This window comes from Micromonospora sp. NPDC005291, assembly GCF_040607415.1.
In the GTDB taxonomy this organism is placed as follows: Bacteria; Actinomycetota; Actinomycetes; order Mycobacteriales; family Micromonosporaceae; genus Micromonospora.
This window is the reverse complement of sequence record NZ_JBEXGR010000034.1, coordinates 1-18,241: the sequence shown is the minus strand read 5'-3', so window position 1 is coordinate 18,241 and position 18,241 is coordinate 1. Positions and strand designations below refer to the sequence as shown.

Genomic DNA, 18,241 nt, shown 5'->3' with positions numbered 1-18,241 from the left:
TCAGTCCTGGCGCTGTGTGATCAGGTGCGCGAAGTCAGCGAGGTAGTCCCGTGCGCAATGGTCGAGGAGGAAGGTGGGGGGCAGTAGATTGGCGCGCGGTCCCCGGTCAGCGGTCACCTTCTGCACCACGTCGGCGAGCGCTTCGGAATCCGGCGTGTCGACCTCGTGCAGCACTCGGCTCAGCGCCTCCGACCGGATTGACCCGGCGGTGACGACGCAAGGCAGGCCCGACGCCAACGCCTCCAGCACCGCCATCGGGAGCCCTTCCAGACGTGCGGTGGTGAGCAGTGACACGTCGGCCGCGGAGTAGTAGTCGCGTACCGCGTCCGCCTCGACGCGTCCGGTGAACCGGACCATGTCCTCCAGTTGGAGCTTGCGGACCACGCCCCGCAGCCTGCCCTCGTCCGGGCCGTCGCCGACGATCACGAACCGGTACCGGCCACCGAGGCCGCGGTCGCGCAGGGTCGCCGCCGTTTGCAGCGCACGATCGACCCGCTTCTGCACGTGCAGGCGACCGACGCAGCCGACGATCACGGTCTCTTCGTCGATTCCCAGCTCGCGTCGGATCCGGGCCCGGGCTGCGCTGTCGAACGCGTGGTCCTCGGCTCGGACGCCGTTGGGAATCAAGCGAACCTTGCCCGGGGACGCGGCCCAGTTCTGGGGTGCCGCGGTCAGCGACTCGACCACGTTCTCGCCGACCGCGACGAGGCGGTCGAAATCGCGGTACCGGGCCAGGTCACGGACCAGGCCGAAGGCATTCTTGGGCGTGCCGGCCAGGGAACGAGCGCTGGGTGCCCGCAGCTTTGAGCCCAACTCCATGGCGGACGTGCCGTGCACCTGAAGCACGAACGGCGTTCGGGGGTGCCGGGCCCGCTCCCGGATCACCGAGTAGGAGCCGGCGCTTACCGAGAAGACCACACTCGGCGGGGTTCCGGTAGCGACCCAGTGTGCTCGGGACTCTTCCCACCAGGCGTGCGAGTAGCGACCGGGACGGGTGCCCGCCAACGAAGTCACCTCGACACCGTCCTCCGTGAACCTTCCGGTCCGGCCCGGGATCGCCGTGGTGACAATCTGCACCCGCGGCACGTGCAGGGCCCATTCGGCGGCCAGCCGCCAGGCGAGAGTTTCCATTCCACCGGTGTGGTGGTGCGGCGTTGACCGGGAATGGATGAGAATTGACTCGATCACGATAGGTCCCTATACAACGACTCGAGTTTGTCGGTCTGTCGGCTCAGGTTGAACCGGTTTTCGACGGTCTGCCGTCCGACCTTGCCGAACCGTTTACAAAGATCCTTGTCGCGTAATAGTTCGATCAGCCGGTCTGCGAGCGCGGCGACGTCTCGTTCGGGCACCAGGAAGCCGTTCGCCCCGTCCGTCACCGCCTCGGGGATGCCGCCGTGGTGGGTCCCGACCACCGGCTTACCGGAGGCGGCCGCCTCCAGAAGGACCATCCCCAGCCCTTCCTGGTCACCGTCCTGGGCCGTCACGCTCGGCAGGCAAAGTAGCGTCGACTGACTCAACCACTGGAGGGTGTCACTGTGCTTCTGCGCACCCAGGAAACGCACCCCCGCCTCAACCCCGAGCTCCCGGGCAAGCGAGCTGAGGGAATCGCGCAGCGGACCCTCGCCGATGAGCACCAGTTCGGCGGCCGGAACCGCCTTGCGTACCTCGGCGAATGCCCGCAGCAGGTACTGCGTCCCCTTTTTCTCGACCAGCCGCGCTACGTGCAGGATCCGGGGTGCCTCGACGGGATCGGACGGCTGGATGGCATCGATGTCCACCCCAATAGGTAGGACGTGGCACCGCTCGGCGGGGTAGCCCCATTCCACCGCGCGTCGTCGGATGTGCTCGGACACGCAGATGAACACGGCACCCTCTGCGAAGAGAGAGTGACGCCAGGTGACGTAGTTCAACCACGAGGGTTTCTTTGACGTCACCATCTTCGCCCGACTGACCGTTACGTCGAAGCCGTGCAGCGTCGTGACCAGCGGTACTCCGAGCGCCTTCGCGGTGGGAACCGCGTACACCCCCTCGACGCCGAAATGGGCGTGCAGCAATGCGGTGCCACGCTTTGCGAGGGCGCCAACCAATGCCTCTGAGCGGCGGGTCAGCGTGTACGACAGAATCGCGGACCTGCCGAACTCGGCGACGCTAACCGACTCGGTTCCCGGCCGGGTCGGGACCGGGTCGCGGCCCACGAACAACGGCCGGAAGGTGCGCATCGCCAGGGCCTGGTTCGGGATGAACGTCTCCGACGGCAGGAACTGTTGATGTCGCAGGATCCCGACGGTGGGCAGTGGCATGGTCGTTCGGCTCCTCGCGGTTGCCCACCAGGAGGTAGGCGACCAGCAGCGAAAGGATAGGAAGGAGATGGATGTCGCCGAAGATCTCGGTGTTGTCGCCCAACCCGTGGATCAGCGTCCACGCGATCGCGGCGGTGGTCCACAGTGCGAAGGTCCGATTCTGATCCCCGCCGGCCGTCACGGCCCGGACGGCGAGCCGCAATGCGAGCGCGAAGAACACGGCGGTCAGCACCAGCCCAGCCAGGCCTGTGGCGGCCCATGCCGCCAGGAGGACGTTGTGCGGCGGGAAACTGCGGTAGATGTCGTGTTCGCGTGCGTACGCCCCGAAGCCAGCGTCCCAGCCACCGTAACCGAGGCCGAGGAGCGGATCCCGCAGGAACGCCTCGGCACCGAAGCCCCAGATAGCCGTCCGGTCGCCGAAGGACTTGGCCAGCGCCTGAGCGAAGCCGAGATCGGCGGCGAGCAGTACGCCCACGACAACGATGAGCAGACCCGCGCCGACGAGCCCGAGCGACAGCCGGCGGTTCGCGCGCCCCGACGGGCGGCGGTGACTGCCATGCCGAGGCGGGCCCGACTCGGCCGTCCGTCGGGCCCGAGTGAAGCGTTGAACGGCGAGTACGGAAGCGGGCAGGGCGACCGCGAGGAGCGTGGCCGATTTCGAGCCGGTGACAGGCACCGCCGCCAGCGCGACAAAGCCCACGATCCGCGTCCAGCGGGTGCCGGTAATCGTCGCGACGGCGAACGCGGCGGCCGCGTTCACACCGAGGAACAACCCGGCGACGTTCGCGTTGACGAACACCCCGCCGGACTTTGCCTCGTCGAAGACGTTGTTCGGACTTCCCGTAAAGAGGGCGGCGATGGTGTTCTGCCCGCTGACGATCCCGGCGATCGAGCGCAGGAACGCGTCCTCCACGCCGGGCAGGACCCGGAAGATGAGTACGAGCACTGCCTCGGCCACGATCCAGGGCCAGTACCAACGTTCAATCCGGCGCAGCAGGCCGGGATCCTGGCGGACGGCCTGGAGCATCAGCGTCAGCGTGACGATGAACTGGCCGAGCAGGGCGATCAAGGGCAGACCGGCCCGCGGGTCCGGCGACCAGGCCAGTGCGAGCAGCCGTACCACGAGCAGGGCGATCAGGACGCGGAACAGGCCGAGGCGGAGTAGGCCGACACCGGAGTCGCGCCGGGCCGCCAACAGCACTCCCGGCACCAGCAGGATGGTGACCACCGTTGACGCCGCGACGTCCGTGCTGCCCTTAGGCAACAGGTAGAACTGCGGCACGGCGAGGAAGAGAACGAGGCAGGCCGCAGCCCAAGGCGCCGATCCGATCGCGATCGCCCAGGCTCCGGCTGAGCGGACCCTAGCCACGAGGCCTTCCGGCGTCGTCCGCCGGCCGCGTCACCACCTCGTCGGCGCGCCGTGGCATCCGGTTCGCGATGTCGCGCAGGAGACCTCCCCGGGAGCTCCAACCGAAGTCGCTGGCGTACTGGACGCGGGCCGCGAGCACGTCGTCCGAAGGGGGCCGGATCGTGGCCAGCACCTGGTCGATGAAGGCGCCAGCTGAGGTCGCGGCAGTGATGTGTTCGGTCGCCCGAGCCGCCTGCACGACGTCCGGGATGGGGGTGCTGATCACGTTCAGACCGGAGGAAAGGTATTCGTAGCACTTGAGGGGACTGACACCGGCGGTGTAATCGTTCAGCGAGTACGGGATCAACCCCACGCTGCACGTACCCGCCTCGGCGGCGAGTTGGTCGAGCGGGAGCATTCCCAGGTATCGGGCGCCGAGCCTTTCGAGTTCGGCCAGCTCGCGGTCGAATCCACCTCCACCCGCTGCGATCGGGCCGGCGAGGAGAAGCTCGCCGTGCCCCTGAAGCGCGGTGGCAAGCGTCCGCAGCAGTTCGAAGTCCAGTTTGTGTGGCGTGAGGTTGCCCGCGAACAGCGCGGCGGGCCGCCTTTGGGCCGCCGGCTGGCTGCCGGCGGAGAAGACGTCGACCTCGGCGACGTTTGGAAGGGTGAGGATCTCGCTGAACCCGACGTCGTTCAGGTGGGCGGTAACGGCCCCGCTGGTGCCGATCGTCAGGTCGGCACGCTCCGCGAGGCTCCGTTCGCCAGCGGACACGGCCGAGCCGTCGATGCCGGGGAACGCCTGGAAGATGTCGACGCAGTGGTAGAGGGTGTAGTCCGCGTACTGCTCAAGGCCGTACGTAACGGGGGTGAAGGTCCAGAGGATCCGCGGACTCGGGCTGCGCCGCCACTCGGCCACGGCCCGTTCCAGCAGCAGCCGGTTGGGCAGCCGCGTCGGTGCCTGATGAATCGGCACGATGAGTGGCGAGATGACCGTGGCCCGCTCAGGAATGGGGCGGTAGGTAGTCGTCTTCTCGTGTCCGACAACCGAGTGCCGCAGTCGCTTGACGATGCGGGCGACGTCCTTCGCGTCGAGCCGCACCCGCCGGAGACCGAGAGACTCCACGAAGTAGGTGTCGAAGTCACGGGCCAGTTCCCGTACGACGTAGTGCTGGTTCGTGGCGATCGGAGAGTTCCACTCGGCGGTGCCGAGGATCAGAATCGTCGGTGCTGCCGACCCGGCTCCGGAGAGAGGGTCCGGGGGCGAAGGTGGTGTCGTCACGTGTCTCTTCCGGATTCGTCCGGCCACTTGATTGCGCTGCGGCCGCAGGTGTGCAGACCGCGCGGCAGCGGTGGTGCGTGCATGACGGGACGCACCACCGTTACCTCCCGATCCCCGTTCGGTGTGGCGCGCTCCGCCAGCCCAACGGGGCTGTGCCGGGCGCGCCCGCAGACGGGCAGCAGCGAGGGCTGCCCGTCAAACCCGGGTTAATAGACCTCAACGCCGACCCTCCTGTCAATGGTGGCCTGGCGCCCGTCTGGACGGGTACCACCGCAGGGTACGAAAGTCCGCGCAGTATGGCCAGATTTGGGAGCCGATGGGTGTCCGGGTAACGCGGATGAAATGGCTCTTCGGTCAGTTCGTGTCGACGAGGGACCGATATCGGCCCGTCTGCGGGGAACACTGGTGCTCCCTTACTGTGGACGCATGACCGACGACATCGTCCTCCTGCTTAGGCGGGCCGGTTTCGGTCCCACCGCAGCGGAGGTAGGTGCCGCACGTCGACTCGGTTACGCATCGACCCTGTCCGGTGTCGTAGCTCCGGCCGGCCCGGATGTCGGCGCGACCAGCGCACCGACGCCCAATCTGGGGCCCGATCCGTTCACGCTCCTGCCCCGGGCCACCGACGCCCAGCGAGCCGAGGGTGACCGGCGTCGCACGGAGCAGACCATCTCCCTGGCGCGTTGGTGGCTCGACCGGATGACCGTGGCCGACCATCAGGCGGTCGAGAAACTGCTGTTCTTCTGGCACGGTCACTGGGCGACCTCGGTGGCGAAGGTCCGCAGCCCTCAGCTCATGCTCGGCCAGTTGCGCGCGTTCCGAGAGGCGCGAGACTTCGCCGACCTGGCGCACCGGATGGTGCTCGACCGGGCGCTGGTCTACTGGCTGGACGGACAGCACAACAAGAAGGCCGCGCCGAACGAGAACCTCGCCCGCGAGCTGTTCGAGCTGTTCATGCTCGGTGTCGGGCAATACACCGAACGGGACATCAAAGAGGCCGGTCGCGCGTTGGCGGGCTGGCGGGTCATCCTCGACCGTGAGACGCCGGTTTCTGATCCCCAGCACCGCGACACGGGCCGCAAGACGATCCTCGGCGCTACCGGGAACTTTGACGCCAAGAGCCTCGTCGACCTTCTGCTCCAGCAGCCGACCTGCAAGCGGTTCATCGCGTCCCGATTGTGGTTCCGCTACGCCTCCACCAGCCGGCCGATCCCGGAACGCACCCGGGAGGCGATGGCGGCGGCGTTCCCGGCGCCGATGGCGATGCTCAGGGTGCTCTTCGCCGATGAGGCATTCCAGGAGACCCGCGGGACGATGGTCCAGCAGCCGGTCGAGTGGCTCGTCGGCGCCATGCGTCACCTGGGGCTCCGGCCGGCTGCGATGCCCGACCAGGTGTTCACGCAGATCTACTGGGCCATGGAAGGGTTGGGGCAGCGTCCGTTCGCTCCGCCCAGTGTCGGCGGGTGGCCGGCGGGTGCCGCCTGGCTGACCTCGGCCGCCGCCCAGGTGCGGCTGACGATCGCGGGCATGCTCGTCGACCTGGTACGGCTAGGCCCGCTGACGCCGGAGGCCGTCGCGCACCTGCTCTGCGTCGACCGATGGACCGACCGGACGTACGCGGTGCTGCGCGACGCCCGAAACGACCGACTGAAGCTGACGCTCGGGCTGGTCAGCCCCGAGTATCTGGTGACCTGACCAGAGTGGGTGTGTGGACATGGATGCGTTGACTCGACGGCGGTTCCTCATCTCGTCCGGGGTGATCGGCGGGGGCGCGTTGGCGGCCGGCGCGGGCGTGCTGGGCTTCAACGAGCTGCTCAGGACTGCGGAGAAGGCCAAGGCTGGCGACACCGAGGGTGGCTTGCCAACGCTCGTCCTGGTCACCCTCTACGGCGGTAACGACGGGCTCAACACCGTGGTCCCGTACACGGACGCGGCCTACCACAGCGCCCGGCCGGAGCTGGCGTACGGGCCGGCGCGGGTGCTGCAGCTCGACCAGACGCTCGGCCTCAACCCGATGCTTCGGGAGATGAAGCGACTGTGGGACGCCAAGCAGTTGGCCATCGTTCTCGGTGTCGGCTACCCGAAGCCGGACCGGAGTCACTTCAAGTCAATGGATATCTGGCAGACCGCGTCCCCCGGCACTCCCGCCCCTACCGGCTGGGTGGGGCGGTGGCTCGACGGGACGAAGGCTGCCACCGAGACGGCCGTGAGCTTCGAGCCGGCCCTGCCTCCGATGCTGGTGGGCAAGTCCCGCATCGGCGCCTGCGTGAGCTATCGAGGGCTCACCCTGCCGCCCGGCGTCTCGGCCGATGTGGTCTCGGCCCTTGGCCAGATCGACCCCGGTGAGTCGGAGATGCAGGCGCGGGCCGCAGCCGCCTACGCGGATCTCATCACCATGAACCGCGTGGTGACGAAGTCCGCAGGCAGCGGTTCCGACGAGCAGGGCCACACCGGCGGGGAGGGCGTCGCTGCGACCGGAACAGGTGGTGACAACGCCCTCACCGCCCAGTTGGCGCTCGTCGCCCGGTGTGTCGAATCTCAGGTCCCTACGCGGGTCTACTCGGTGAGTCTCGGCGGCTTCGACACCCACGCTGGCGAGCGTGTGTGGCAGGAGACGCTGCTGCGGCACCTGGATAATGCGCTGAGCGGCTTTGTGGACCGGATGGGGCGTACCGAGGCTGGCCGCCGGGTCACCGTCGTGGTCTACAGCGAGTTCGGCCGGCGGGTCCGGGCGAACGCCTCCGACGGCACTGACCACGGCACGGCCGGCCCGGTGTTCGTACTCGGCCACGGCGTGGCTGGTGGGTTCTATGGCGAGCAGCCGAGCTTGGCCGATCTGGACGACGGCGACCTCAAGGCGACGACGGACTTCCGGGACGTCTTTGGCACCGTCCTCGCCCATGTGTTGGCTGGGGACCCGGATCGCTACCTAGGCGGCTACCGGGCCCACCTGCTGCCTCTGCTCAGCTCACGGTGACGTTGGCCGTCAGCGGCCACCGCCCCGGAAGACCTCGGCGACCGTGCGGAGCACGACCTTGACGTCCAGCCAGAGCGACCAGTTCTCAATGTAGTAGTTGTCGAACCGCGCCCGGTCGGAGATCGGCGTGTCACCGCGCAGACCACTGACCTGCGCTAGCCCGGTGAGCCCCACCGGCACCCGATGCCGCATCGCGTAGTTCGGGTACTCCGCCGAGAACTTCTCCACGAAGTACGGCCGCTCCGGCCGCGGCCCGACCACGCTCATGTCGCCGCGCAGGATGTTCCACAGTTGAGGAAGCTCGTCCAGGGACGTGCGGCGCATGACCCGCCCGATCGGGCCGACCCGTCGGTCGTTCGCGATCGACCAGTTCGTCTGCGACTCGGTTTCGTCGACCGGGCGCATCGATCGGAACTTGACGACATTGAACGGCTTCCCGAACCGGCCGATCCGCTCCTGGTAGAAGAAGATGCCCCGCCCACCGTCGATGAACGTCGCGATCGCGCACAGCAGCAGCACCGGGCTCAGCAGGAACAGGGCCAGGCCAGCGAACAGCACGTCAGACGCCCGTTTGATCGCCCAGCGCGGACCGGAGAGCGAGATGTCACTGACCTTGACGATGGGGATCGCCCCGATGTGGTCGGGGTACCCGCCCTGAGAGCGGGACCCCCACAGGCGCGGCACCTCCCACAGGTCGCAGCGCGAGCTGCCGGGCCGCAGGAGAGTTTCCATCAGCTCCGACTCCGGGCAGTCGGGGTCGGCGATGACCAGGACCTCACACTTGAGCACCCGGACCAGCTTTTCGAGCTCGGTGAGGCCGCCGAGGAGCGGGAGCGCCGCGGAATCCTGCTGCGCCGTCACGTCGACGCAGCCTACGAACCGCAGGCCGTACTGCGGGTAGCGGCGCAGCAACCGGGCCAGCTCCAAGGCGATCGGGCCGCTGCCGATGATGATGGCGTTGTGCTCCACCCAACGACGCTTGCGCACCAGGATGGTAAGTGCGCGGCTGAGCGCCCGGCCAACGATCACCAGACCGGCGGAGATGGCGACGCCACGCATGAAACCGCCGACGTACTCAACCGACGAGTGGCGTTCCGCCGCGATGATGGCCACCACCGCGGCGGACGCCAGCAGGCGCCCGACGATGCTCGGCAGCTCGTCCAGGATGCTCACGTGCCGGCGAGCCTGGTAGAGCCCGCCGGCCGCGAAGATGGCCATGGTGAGCCCAGCATTGACGAGGGTGCCGCGCCAGTAGTCCTGCGAGATCACCAGCGGGAAGAGCAGCGCCGCGATGTCGATCGGGACGGTCATCATCCAGGCCCGCAGCAAGCGCGTCCGCGACGACGTCCTGGACCCGGCGTACGGCAGGACCGCGGTGGTCTCCAGGCCGGGGCGAGGCGCCGGCGCGGTCTTGGACGCTGTCGCCGGCCCGGCCGGGCGTTCCGCCGGGCCGGACTCACCGGCCCATTGTGCGGGTGCGCCGGAATGGCTCGTCGTTGAATGACCTGTCATGGTCAACCTTTCCCCCGTTAGTCCTTCGGACTAGGCATTATCAAGCCGAAGGGCGAAGGAAGGATACGACCAGGTCAGAGCGGCCGCTATAGACAAAGGGGCGAATTCGTCTGCCTACTTTACTGCTGTGGCGATATCCTCCACCGAGTCGCGACGAACGGCGTCGAAGACACGCTCGGCCTTCGGCTTGTCAACGAGGACGACGCTTTCGGTGCCCATTCGACCAGTGCCCGTCGTGGGGCAGGTGAAGAAGCCGAGCTGGCCGCTGCGCAGGTGCCGAAGCTGCATGGCCAGGTCGACCAGGGACATCGACTCGTCCACCGCGACGGCATCGGCGGTGGCCCGGACGAACCCGTTCAACTTGGTGGGGCTTGCCAGCGTGCCGCCGGAAGCGGCCTTGTCCAGGATCGCCTTGATGACCTGCTGCTGGTGCTTGATCCGGGTGAAGTCGCCGTCGGCGAAGGCGTACCGCTCGCGGGCGTAGTCCAGTGAGGTTGGCCCGTCCATGGTCTGCCGTCCCGCGACGAACTCCCGCCGGCCGTCCGGGTTCAACGAGTGCTTCGACGTGAAGCCCTTGTCCACGGTGATGTCGATGCCACCGAGGGCATCCACGATTTCCTTGAAACCGGCGAAGTCCACCATGGCCACATGGTCGATGCGGACGCCGGTGAACTTCTCCAGGGTCTGCACCATCAGCGGAACGCCACCCCATGCGAACGCCGCGTTGATTTTGGCGTCCCGGCCGCCCCGCCCCTGCGGCGACTCCGGCACGCTGACCCAGCTGTCCCGGGGAATCGAGATGAGCTGCGCGCTCTGCCGGTCCTTCGGAAGGTGGGCCAGGATGATGGTGTCGGTCCGGGAGCCGGAGCTGTTGTCCGGATCGCGGGAGTCGCTGCCGAGGATCATGATGTTCATGGCACCGTCGGCGACGACCTGGGGTCGCGACTCCTCCGGCACGCCTGCGAACGCGTCGACACGTTCGATCCCCGAATTGATCGAACGGAAGTAGAGGCCTCCGGCGACCATGCCACCACCGCCGAGCAACGCAATGACCACAAACGTGATCAGTGCGATCTTCCGCCACCGGCGACGCCGCGGACGCGTCGCCTCAGTCGGCTCAGGTGACTGCACGTCAAGGAACTGGGTCTCGGGCTCCGCGTACTCCTGGCGATACTGCATGCCGCGATGCTACTGATTGCGGGTTACAGCCACGTACCCCCGTACGGGCCATACGGCTTCACATCCTGACCAAAAAACTTCTCCGACGAACGTTCGCCTGAACCTGGTATGAACCTTCCGTGGACGCAACGAAGCTCCGACGGGCGATTGCCCGTACCCGGCTCGCCCCCGTCGCCGCCTTCCCCAAGCGGCTCGCCCGGGTCGCCCGTCACGACGCCAAGGTGCTGCGCATCTCGGCCCGGTGGCTGGTCACCTCCCGGGAGCATCACAACTACACGTACGAGCTGACCAAGCTCAGCCGCCACCATCTGGCCTGGTTCGTCAGCATCGTCTGCGACCTCCCGGTCAAGCAGGTCCGCGGCTACCTTGCCGAGATCGAGTCCGATGACCTGCTGAGACACCATATTGAGCAGGCCACCGCCGGAGCCGCCCGCCGTGGCCTCGCCGACAAGCAGGTCCGCTACGCCCGCCGGATCGGCTGGTACGCGATCGTCCGCGCCACCCGACCTGCGCACGTGGTGGAGACCGGCGCCGACAAGGGGTTGGGCACCTGCGTCCTGGCGGCCGCACTGCTGCGCAATGCCCAGGAGGGGAACCCGGGTCGGGTCACCTCGCTGGACATCAACCCGGAGGCCGGCTACCTCGCCCGGGTCGCACCCTGGTCGGAGGTCGTCGACCTGGTGATCGGCGACTCGATCGCCTCGATCGGCGCACTGGAGCGCCCGGTCGACCTGTTCCTGCACGACAGCGACCACAGCCGTGCCCACGAGAAGCGCGAGTTCGACGCCGTCGAGTCGAAGCTCGCCCCCGGCGCGGTGCTGCTCACCGACAACGTCACCAGCACCAATGTGCTCGCCGAGCACGCCGAGCGCACCGGCCGGCGGTTCCTCGCCTACCGGGAAAGCCCCGCCAACCACTGGTACCCCGGCGACGGCATCGGCGTGGCATGGTAGCCGGGTGCTGCTGACGTCGATCCACACGTACCCCGTCAAGGGTTGTCACCGGCTCGACCACGACGGCGCGTTCGTGCAGCCGTGGGGCTTGTCCGGCGACCGGCGCTGGATGGTCGTGGACGCCGACGGTGTCGGCGTCACCCAGCGGGAGACCACCCGGATGGTCGGCCTGCGCGCCAGCGTGTGGCCGGGGGGTCTGTCGCTGCGCGCCGACGGGCAGCCTGACCTCGACGTGCCCGAGCCGGCCGGCGGCGACCCGGTCGCGGTGCGGACCTTCCGCAACCGCAAGCTCCCGGTCATCGCTCTACCGGCCGGTTCGGCCGCCGACGACTGGCTCGGCGCGCTGCTCGGCCGACCGGTCCGACTGGTCTGGCTGGCCCAGCCGACCCGCCACCTGGCCGCCGAGGACCGCGAATACGACACCGGCGACCAGGTCAGCTTCGCCGACGCCTACCCGCTGCTGCTGGCGAACGCCGCTTCCCTCGACGCCCTCAACGACTGGCTGGCCGAGGCGGGGGAGGAGCCGGTGCCGATGGCCCGGTTCCGGCCCAACCTGGTGGTCGACGGGGCCGCGGCCTGGGCCGAGGACGACTGGGTCGGCCGGCAGTTGCGCATCGGCGACCGGCGGTTCCGGGCCGCCGGGCCGTGCGACCGCTGCGTGGTGACCACGACCGACCAGGAGACCGGGGTACGCACGAAGGAGCCACTGCGCACACTCGGACGGCACCGGAACGTCCAGCAGAAGCTCCTCTTCGGACTGCACCTGGTGCCGCTCGACAGGGGACCGTTGACCGTTGGGGCATCGGTCGTCATCGAGCCCTGACCGGGGGCGCTGCTGGTCCTGCTGTGGGCACGCTCCGGTCACCGTCCGTCGATGCTCCCTTAGCTTTGGCTTAGCCGGCTTGTCCGCCCGCGCCCGGGTCCGGCAGCATCGCCGTCGTGACGGACGGAAGCGTTGTCGACATCGACATCGACCTGGACCAAGCTCCCGAGGACCGGCCGGCGTCGTCGTCCGGCCCGAGGCCCTGGCTGGTCGCCACCGGCGTCACCGTCCTCGCGGCGGCTCTCGGGCTCACCCTGACCCTGCGGTCCGGCTCCGCCCCGGCCTGTGCCGCCGGCCGGACGCTCGCCGCCGCGCCGCCCACCGGCAACACCACGCACAGCGGCAAGGCGAGCTTCTACGACTCGAAGGGCGCCGGCGGCAACTGCTCGAACCCGGCGGCCCCGGCCAACCGGCTCTACGTCGCGCTCGGCCCGACGGAGTACTCGGCCGGTGCCGCCTGTGGTGGATTCCTCGACGTGACCGGCCCGAAGGGCGCCGTCCGAGTGCTGATCATGGACCAGTGCCCGGAGTGTGCGCCGGGGCATCTCGATCTGTCCCGCGAGGCGTTCGCCCGGATCGCCGACCCGGTCCAGGGCCTCGTCGCCGTCACCTACCGTGCGGTGGTCAACCCGCCACTGCCCGGACCACTCACCTTCCGGATCAAGGAGGGCGCGTCGCAGTGGTGGTTCGCCGTCCGCGTCGGCAACCACGGCAACCCACTGCGTTCCGTCGAGGTCCGGCAGGGTGACAGCGGTCCGTGGCGGTCGGCCGCCCGGCAGGACTACAACTACTGGCTGATCGCCTCCGGCGCCGGGGCCGGCCCGTTCAGCGTCCGCATCAGCGACGTGTACGGAAACCGGGCCACCGTCGGCGGCATCCGGATGGCACCCGGCCAGGTGCAGAACAGCGCGGTCCGGATGTACGCGCGCGGCGTCGTGGCGGCCACCCCGCGCCCGTCCGCGTCGGCCCGGCCGCCCGGCAACCGACCCACCGGTACGCCGACGCCCGCCCGCCGTCCGGTCGAGGTCGCGAGGGCGAGTGCGCCAGCCACCGACACGCCGACCACCCGCCCCGCCGGGGCGAACGCCCGTTCGTGCGCGGGCTGACTGCTCAGTCGACCGACGTCAGGTCGAGCCACATCAGGATCTCGTCCCGGTCGTCACCGGGGGCCACCCGCAACGCGCCCGGCAGCCGGCCGATCTCCCGATACCCGAGGTGGCCGTAGAACTTGTCCAACCCCAGCCCGTCCCGCACCGTGATGTGCAGCGCCTCGTGGCCGAACTCCCTGCCCAACCGGGCGGCCTCACCCATCAGCGCCGAGCCGTAGCCGCTGCCCTGGGTGTCCGGGTGGACCATCACCCGCTTCAACACACACCAGTGCGCCTTGAGCGGGAAACGGTTGTCACTGAAGATCAGCAAAGCCACCAGCCGGTCGCCGGAGTACCCGACCAGCATGCGGTCCGGTCCGTCGGCGATACCGGCGAAGGCCCGGTGGGCGGTGACGTGGACGTCGGCCGTAGTGACCGGCGGTACGAAGCCGACCGCGCCACCCGCGTTGCTGACGTCCACCCAGAGGGCGACGATCTCGGCGCGCAGCTGCGGGGTCAGGTCGGGGTCGAGGACGAAGCGCAGACTCACGCTCGCCATCCTGACCCGACGACCAGGCAAACGACCCGCGACCGTGACGCGCCCGACAGTTGTGGCTCGTCGCGCCGCGCCGCCTGGTCAGGCCGACGATGAGGTGGGGCCGACGGGATTCGAACCCGCACTGGTGCGGACCTAAACCGCATGCCTCCTGCCGTTGGGCTACGGCCCCTTGATGCTGTACTCCACCAGCGTCCACGGCCATTCTTGCCGGGAAGGCAAACGCCTGCCTATCCGGAAGCCGGTTGGAGTAACCGCATCAGGATCGTAGACCACCTCGGGCTCGACGAGGGCAGGCCGTCGCTGACCAGCGTACGTAGAGGTCTGGCTGTGACAGTTGGGGCACAGCAGTCGGAGATTGCGCGGCCGGTTGTCGAGGAAATCGCCGTTGATGTGGTCGACGTGCAGGGTCAGCTTGCCTCCCTGCCACATCGCACCGGTGCCGCACACCTCGCAGTTCTCGGGGAGACCGATTGTTGCCAGGGCGCGTTTGAGACGGAAGCCCGGGACCCGGCGAGAGCCCTCGGGCAGCACTACCAGCAGATCTGTGGGGGACATCCGCCGCCATCGCACGCCTCGGTTGTGCGCCTGCCCCGTGAAGTGCGACGTGTCGATGTTGAAGCGTTTGAGCTGACGACTGATGTGCGCGTGCGAGCCACCGCTGACGCGTACGTCGAGCAGCCGCATCACCTCGGTGATGTTGCGCGCGGCGGCGGCTGCGGTGGCCAGCGCTTCGGGCGTGTACTTGTATCGGACCACTGACGGACCGTAATGGCCCGGTACGACAGGTCAGTCCAGGCCGAGGTCGCGGCGGAGCTTGGCGACGTGCCCGGTGGCCTTGACGTTGTAGAGCGCTCGCTCGATCTTGCCGTCGGCGTCGATCACGAACGTCGAGCGGATCACACCGGTGACGGTCTTGCCGTACAGCTGCTTCTCGCCGTACGCGCCGTAGGCGGTCAGCACCGCCTTGTCCAGGTCAGACACCAGCGGGAAGGTGATCGCGTCGCGCTCGCGGAACTTCGCCAGCTTCTCCGGCTTGTCCGGGGAGATGCCGACGACCTCGTAGCCGGCGGCCTGGAGCGAGGCGAGCGAGTCGCGGAAGTCGCAGGCCTGCTTGGTGCAGCCGGGGGTCATCGCGGACGGGTAGGCGTACAGGACCACCTTGCGGCCTCGCAGGTCGGCGAGGGAGAGCTGGTCACCGGTGTCGGTGGCGAGGGTGAACTCGGGCGCGGGGTCACCGGGGGAGAGGCGGTCGGGCGCAGTCATGGCCCGACGATACCGCCGGACCCGCCGGTGTCGACGTCGGCGGCGCGCCGCCGGCTGAAGCCGCCCCGACCTGAGCGGGTGATCAAGAACATGCGTTGTTGCCAGACTCTGGCAACAACGAGACTTGGGAAATAGGCTGACCCACGCCGGCCCGGTCGGGCCCGCTGACGTGTGGGAGGTCGCGTGGAAACACTGGCGATGCACATCTCGAACGGGATCATCGATGGTCCCGTGGCAGCGATCTTCGCGGCGATCGCTCTCGCCGCGCTGACTTTCTGCGTTCTGCGCGGCCGGCGCGACCTGGATGACCGGCTGGCCCCGATGGCGGGCCTGGTGGCGGCGTTCATCTTCGCCGTCCAGATGCTCAACTTTCCGATCTTCACGGCCGGCGTGAGTGGTCACCTGCTCGGCGGCGCGCTCGCCGCCATGCTGGTCGGCCCGTGGGTCGGCGCGCTCTGCGTGTCCGTGGTGCTTGTCGTGCAGGCGCTGATCTTCGGTGACGGCGGCGTGGCGATGCTCGGCCTCAACATCACCAACATGGCGTTGCTCGGCACCGCCGCGGCGTACCTGCTGATCGCAGTGTTGCTGCGGGTGCTGCCCCGCACGCGGGCCGGCCTGGCCGTGACCGCGTTCGTCGCCGCGATGCTCAGCGTGGTGGTCGCGTCGCAGGGCTTCGTCCTGCAGTACTGGCTGGGTGGCACCACCGACCTGGGCGGCAACCTGGCCGGCCTGGCCGGCACGATGGCCGGCGTCCACCTGCTGATCGGCATCGGCGAGGGCCTGATCACCGCGACCACCGTGCTCACCGTCGCGAAGGTGCGCCCCGACCTCGTGTACGCGCTGCGCTCACTGCGTACCCCCGCCACCCCCACCGTCCCGGTCGCCGGAGGTGTCCGATGAAGAACCGCTCCTGGGCCTTCCTGGCCGGCGGCCTGCTGGTCGCGCTGCTGCTCGCCGGTGTGGTGAGCAACTACGCCTCGTCCCACCCGGACGGGCTGGACTCCTCCCTGCTCAAGGGCTGCACCGTTGACGCCGACGACAACATCGTCGGTGGCAGTTGCCCGGCGCAGCAGTCCCGAGACCACGAGCTGGCCGACAGCCCGCTGGCCGACTACGGCGTGCGCGGGGTGCAGAACAGCTTCGTCTCCACCGGTCTCTCGGGCGTTCTCGGGGTGCTGGTCACCTTCGCGATCGGCGCCGGCGGTTTCTGGCTGCTGCGCCGCCGGGGCACCACGCCGACCGACGGTGACGCGACGACGCCCGCCGAGGGTGACGCCGGGACGTCCACCGACGGCCGGCGCCACGCCGACGCCAACGGCTGAGCAGGGGGTACGCGGAATGGGTGCCGGTCACGGGCATGTGCTGTACCGCGAGACGGACTCGCCGGTGCACCGGCTCCCGCCCGAGGTCAAGATCGTGGCGATGGTGGTCTTCACGATCGCCGTGGTGGCCACCCCACGTACGGCGTTCTGGGCCTTCGGCGCGTTCGCCCTGCTGGTGGTGGCGGTGGCGGCGCTGGCCCGGGTGGGGCCGCGGTGGTTGCTCAGCCGGGCGCTGATCGAGTTGCCGTTCGTGCTGTTCGCCGTCGCGCTGCCGTTCCTCGGCAGTGGCGACCGGGTCGAGGTGCTGGGCCTGCGGCTGTCCGAGGACGGGCTGCACGGGGCGTGGAACATCCTGGCCAAGGGCACCCTGGGCGTACTCGCCTCGCTGCTGCTCGCCGCGACCACCACCACCCGGGACCTGATCGTGGGGCTGGACCGGCTGCACTGCCCGCAGGTGCTCACCCAGATCGCCACGTTCATGCTGCGCTACCTCGACGTGCTGATCGGCGAGGCGCGGCGGATGCGGGTGGCCCGGATCTCCCGAGGTGACGACCCGCGCTTCCTGTGGCAGCTGCGCGGCTTCGCCGCCGGGATCGGCGCGCTGTTCCTGCGCGCGTTCGAACGCGGCGAGCGGGTCTATCTGGCGATGCTGTCCCGGGGTTACACCGGGCGGATGCCCGCGGTGTGGCAGGGCGACGGTGCGGCGACCGCCGGTCAGTGGCTGGTCGCGGCGACCGTGCCGGTGTTGGCGGCCTCCGTCGCCGTCACCGCCGTCGTGCTGTCATGATCGGTGTCGTGCAGACCGCTGTCTCGCTGGACGTTCGTGGCGTTCGGTACGCGTACCCGGATGGGCACATCGCCCTGCACGGGGTGGACCTCAATGTGCCGCGCGGCGAACGGGTGGCGCTGCTCGGGCCCAACGGCGCGGGCAAGACCACGCTGGTGCTGCACCTCAACGGCATCCTCACCCCGACCGAGGGCAGCGTGAGCGTCGGCGGGCTGACGGTCACGCCGGACCGGGCCACCCTGGCCGAGGTGCGTCGCCGGGTGGGCATCGTCTTTCAGGACCCGGACGACCAGCTGTTCCTGTCCACGGTCGCGGAGGACGTGGCGTTCGGGCCGGCGAACCTGGGTCTGCGTGGGGCGGAGTTGTCCGCCCGGGTGGACGAGGCGCTCGCCGCGGTGGGGATGAGCGAGCACCGGGATCGGGCGCCGCAGCACCTTTCGTTCGGGCAGCGTCGCCGGGTGGCGGTGGCCACCGTGCTCGCCATGCACCCGGAGATCCTGGTGCTGGACGAGCCGTCGTCGAACCTGGACCCGGCGGCCCGCCGTGAGCTGGCCGAGATCCTGCGCGATCTGCCGGTAACCCTGCTGATGGTCACGCACGACCTGCCGTATGCGGCGGAGCTGTGCGAACGCTCGGTGATCCTGGACGCCGGCCGAATAGTCGCCGACGCCCCAACCCGAGACCTGCTCCGCGACACCCCCCTGCTGGCAAGGCACCGCCTGGAACTCCCCCACGGCTTCACCCCACAGCCGTATGGCGGCCCCCCCGCCCCCACCCCCCGGGGGGGGGGGGCCCGGGGGGGGTGGGGGACCCCCGCCGCGCCGGGGGGGGGGGGGGGGGAGCGCGGG

At 69.3% G+C, this 18,241-nt stretch carries 17 protein-coding genes, 1 tRNA gene and 1 pseudogene; 9 read left to right on the top strand and 10 right to left on the bottom strand.

Translation table 11 applies throughout. From position 1 onward, the window contains the following. From ABZT18_RS29945 to ABZT18_RS29930, 4 genes are all read right to left on the bottom strand, one after another. Window positions 1-1,188, bottom strand: coding sequence for a glycosyltransferase family 4 protein (locus ABZT18_RS29945; RefSeq protein WP_355253031.1), 1,188 nt, complete (start codon window positions 1,186-1,188; stop codon window positions 1-3). Further along, window positions 1,185-2,222, bottom strand: a complete 1,038-nt coding sequence (locus tag ABZT18_RS29940) for a glycosyltransferase (protein WP_354996359.1) — start codon at window positions 2,220-2,222, stop codon at window positions 1,185-1,187. The genes ABZT18_RS29945 and ABZT18_RS29940 overlap by 4 nt, the downstream gene beginning before the upstream one ends. Further along, window positions 2,152-3,585: an O-antigen ligase family protein gene (locus ABZT18_RS29935; RefSeq protein WP_354996360.1), complete on the bottom strand. Its 1,434-nt coding sequence runs from the start codon at window positions 3,583-3,585 to the stop codon at window positions 2,152-2,154. The genes ABZT18_RS29940 and ABZT18_RS29935 overlap by 71 nt, the downstream gene beginning before the upstream one ends. Window positions 3,586-3,664: 79 nt before the next feature. After that, entirely contained in the window at window positions 3,665-4,930 is a 1,266-nt protein-coding gene (locus ABZT18_RS29930) for a glycosyl transferase family 1 (protein ID WP_354996361.1), read from the bottom strand. Between the two features lie 426 nt (window positions 4,931-5,356). On the opposite strand from ABZT18_RS29930, the gene ABZT18_RS29925 reads away from it, so the two are divergent. Together ABZT18_RS29925 and ABZT18_RS29920 are read left to right on the top strand one after the other, a co-directional pair. Further along, window positions 5,357-6,625 carry a DUF1800 family protein gene (locus ABZT18_RS29925; RefSeq protein WP_354996362.1) on the top strand — a complete coding sequence of 423 codons (1,269 nt, stop codon included), beginning with the start codon at window positions 5,357-5,359 and terminating at the stop codon, window positions 6,623-6,625. Between the two features lie 19 nt (window positions 6,626-6,644). Next, a complete protein-coding gene (locus ABZT18_RS29920; RefSeq protein WP_354996363.1) occupies window positions 6,645-7,907 on the top strand; it encodes a DUF1501 domain-containing protein in 1,263 nt (420 codons plus the stop codon). Between the two features lie 9 nt (window positions 7,908-7,916). Here ABZT18_RS29920 and ABZT18_RS29915 read toward each other — a convergent pair whose 3' ends face one another. After that, window positions 7,917-9,419, bottom strand: a complete 1,503-nt coding sequence (locus ABZT18_RS29915) for a sugar transferase (RefSeq protein WP_354996364.1) — start codon at window positions 9,417-9,419, stop codon at window positions 7,917-7,919. A 114-nt stretch (window positions 9,420-9,533) separates the two neighbouring features. Then, complete coding sequence (locus tag ABZT18_RS29910) at window positions 9,534-10,445, bottom strand: LCP family protein (protein ID WP_354996378.1); 912 nt, start codon at window positions 10,443-10,445, stop codon at window positions 9,534-9,536. Between the two features lie 272 nt (window positions 10,446-10,717). Here ABZT18_RS29910 and ABZT18_RS29905 point away from each other — a divergent pair, with 272 nt between their 5' ends. The 3 genes from ABZT18_RS29905 (at window position 10,718) to ABZT18_RS29895 (ending at window position 13,480) form a co-directional block, all read left to right on the top strand. Next, window positions 10,718-11,551 carry a class I SAM-dependent methyltransferase gene (locus ABZT18_RS29905; RefSeq protein ID WP_354996365.1) on the top strand — a complete coding sequence of 278 codons (834 nt, stop codon included), beginning with the start codon at window positions 10,718-10,720 and terminating at the stop codon, window positions 11,549-11,551. Window positions 11,552-11,555: 4 nt separating this feature from the next. After that, on the top strand, window positions 11,556-12,374 hold the full coding sequence (locus tag ABZT18_RS29900; RefSeq protein WP_354996366.1) for an MOSC N-terminal beta barrel domain-containing protein: 819 nt from the start codon (window positions 11,556-11,558) through the stop codon (window positions 12,372-12,374). 116 nt (window positions 12,375-12,490) lie between these two features. Next, the gene (locus ABZT18_RS29895; RefSeq protein WP_354996367.1) at window positions 12,491-13,480 is read left to right on the top strand and encodes an expansin EXLX1 family cellulose-binding protein; all 990 of its coding nucleotides are present in this window, start codon (window positions 12,491-12,493) and stop codon (window positions 13,478-13,480) included. Window positions 13,481-13,484: 4 nt separating this feature from the next. On the opposite strand, the gene ABZT18_RS29890 is transcribed toward ABZT18_RS29895, so the two are convergent. The 4 genes from ABZT18_RS29890 to bcp form a co-directional block, all read right to left on the bottom strand. Next, complete coding sequence (locus ABZT18_RS29890; protein ID WP_354996368.1) at window positions 13,485-14,012, bottom strand: GNAT family N-acetyltransferase; 528 nt, start codon at window positions 14,010-14,012, stop codon at window positions 13,485-13,487. A gap of 104 nt (window positions 14,013-14,116) precedes the next feature. Next, window positions 14,117-14,190: transfer RNA gene (locus ABZT18_RS29885), tRNA-Leu, on the bottom strand. Next, window positions 14,181-14,777 (bottom strand): HNH endonuclease, encoded by a 597-nt coding sequence (locus tag ABZT18_RS29880; RefSeq protein WP_354996369.1) that lies wholly within the window; start codon window positions 14,775-14,777, stop codon window positions 14,181-14,183. The genes ABZT18_RS29885 and ABZT18_RS29880 overlap by 10 nt, the downstream gene beginning before the upstream one ends. Before the next feature lie 30 nt (window positions 14,778-14,807). Continuing rightward, on the bottom strand, window positions 14,808-15,284 hold the full coding sequence (gene bcp / locus ABZT18_RS29875) for a thioredoxin-dependent thiol peroxidase (RefSeq protein WP_354996370.1): 477 nt from the start codon (window positions 15,282-15,284) through the stop codon (window positions 14,808-14,810). A gap of 183 nt (window positions 15,285-15,467) precedes the next feature. Between bcp and ABZT18_RS29870 the strand changes: the two genes are divergently transcribed. From ABZT18_RS29870 to ABZT18_RS29855, 4 genes and pseudogenes are all read left to right on the top strand, one after another. Then, on the top strand, window positions 15,468-16,184 hold the full coding sequence (locus ABZT18_RS29870) for an energy-coupling factor ABC transporter permease (RefSeq protein ID WP_354996371.1): 717 nt from the start codon (window positions 15,468-15,470) through the stop codon (window positions 16,182-16,184). Continuing rightward, window positions 16,181-16,606: a PDGLE domain-containing protein gene (locus ABZT18_RS29865; RefSeq protein ID WP_354996372.1), complete on the top strand. Its 426-nt coding sequence runs from the start codon at window positions 16,181-16,183 to the stop codon at window positions 16,604-16,606. The genes ABZT18_RS29870 and ABZT18_RS29865 overlap by 4 nt, the downstream gene beginning before the upstream one ends. 16 nt (window positions 16,607-16,622) lie before the next feature. Beyond that, on the top strand, window positions 16,623-17,393 hold the full coding sequence (cbiQ, locus tag ABZT18_RS29860) for a cobalt ECF transporter T component CbiQ (RefSeq protein ID WP_354996373.1): 771 nt from the start codon (window positions 16,623-16,625) through the stop codon (window positions 17,391-17,393). Continuing rightward, window positions 17,390-18,142: pseudogene (locus ABZT18_RS29855) on the top strand (ABC transporter ATP-binding protein); the annotation flags it as partial. The gene cbiQ and the pseudogene ABZT18_RS29855, both read left to right, overlap by 4 nt. Window positions 18,143-18,241: the final 99 nt, after the last annotated feature.

What these genes read in the sequence shown, in the direction of transcription:
- cbiQ (WP_354996373.1), top strand. Translation starts at nt 16,623, where the DNA reads ATGGGTGCCGGTCACGGGCATGTGCTGTACCGCGAGACGGACTCGCCG.
- ABZT18_RS29940 (WP_354996359.1), bottom strand. Translation starts at nt 2,222, where the DNA reads ATGCGCACCTTCCGGCCGTTGTTCGTGGGCCGCGACCCGGTCCCGACC.
- ABZT18_RS29920 (WP_354996363.1), top strand. Translation starts at nt 6,645, where the DNA reads ATGGATGCGTTGACTCGACGGCGGTTCCTCATCTCGTCCGGGGTGATC.
- ABZT18_RS29910 (WP_354996378.1), bottom strand. Translation starts at nt 10,445, where the DNA reads ATGGTCGCCGGAGGCCTCTACTTCCGTTCGATCAATTCGGGGATCGAA.
- ABZT18_RS29865 (WP_354996372.1), top strand. Translation starts at nt 16,181, where the DNA reads ATGAAGAACCGCTCCTGGGCCTTCCTGGCCGGCGGCCTGCTGGTCGCG.
- bcp (WP_354996370.1), bottom strand. Translation starts at nt 15,284, where the DNA reads ATGACTGCGCCCGACCGCCTCTCCCCCGGTGACCCCGCGCCCGAGTTC.
- ABZT18_RS29915 (WP_354996364.1), bottom strand. Translation starts at nt 9,419, where the DNA reads ATGACAGGTCATTCAACGACGAGCCATTCCGGCGCACCCGCACAATGG.
- ABZT18_RS29925 (WP_354996362.1), top strand. Translation starts at nt 5,357, where the DNA reads ATGACCGACGACATCGTCCTCCTGCTTAGGCGGGCCGGTTTCGGTCCC.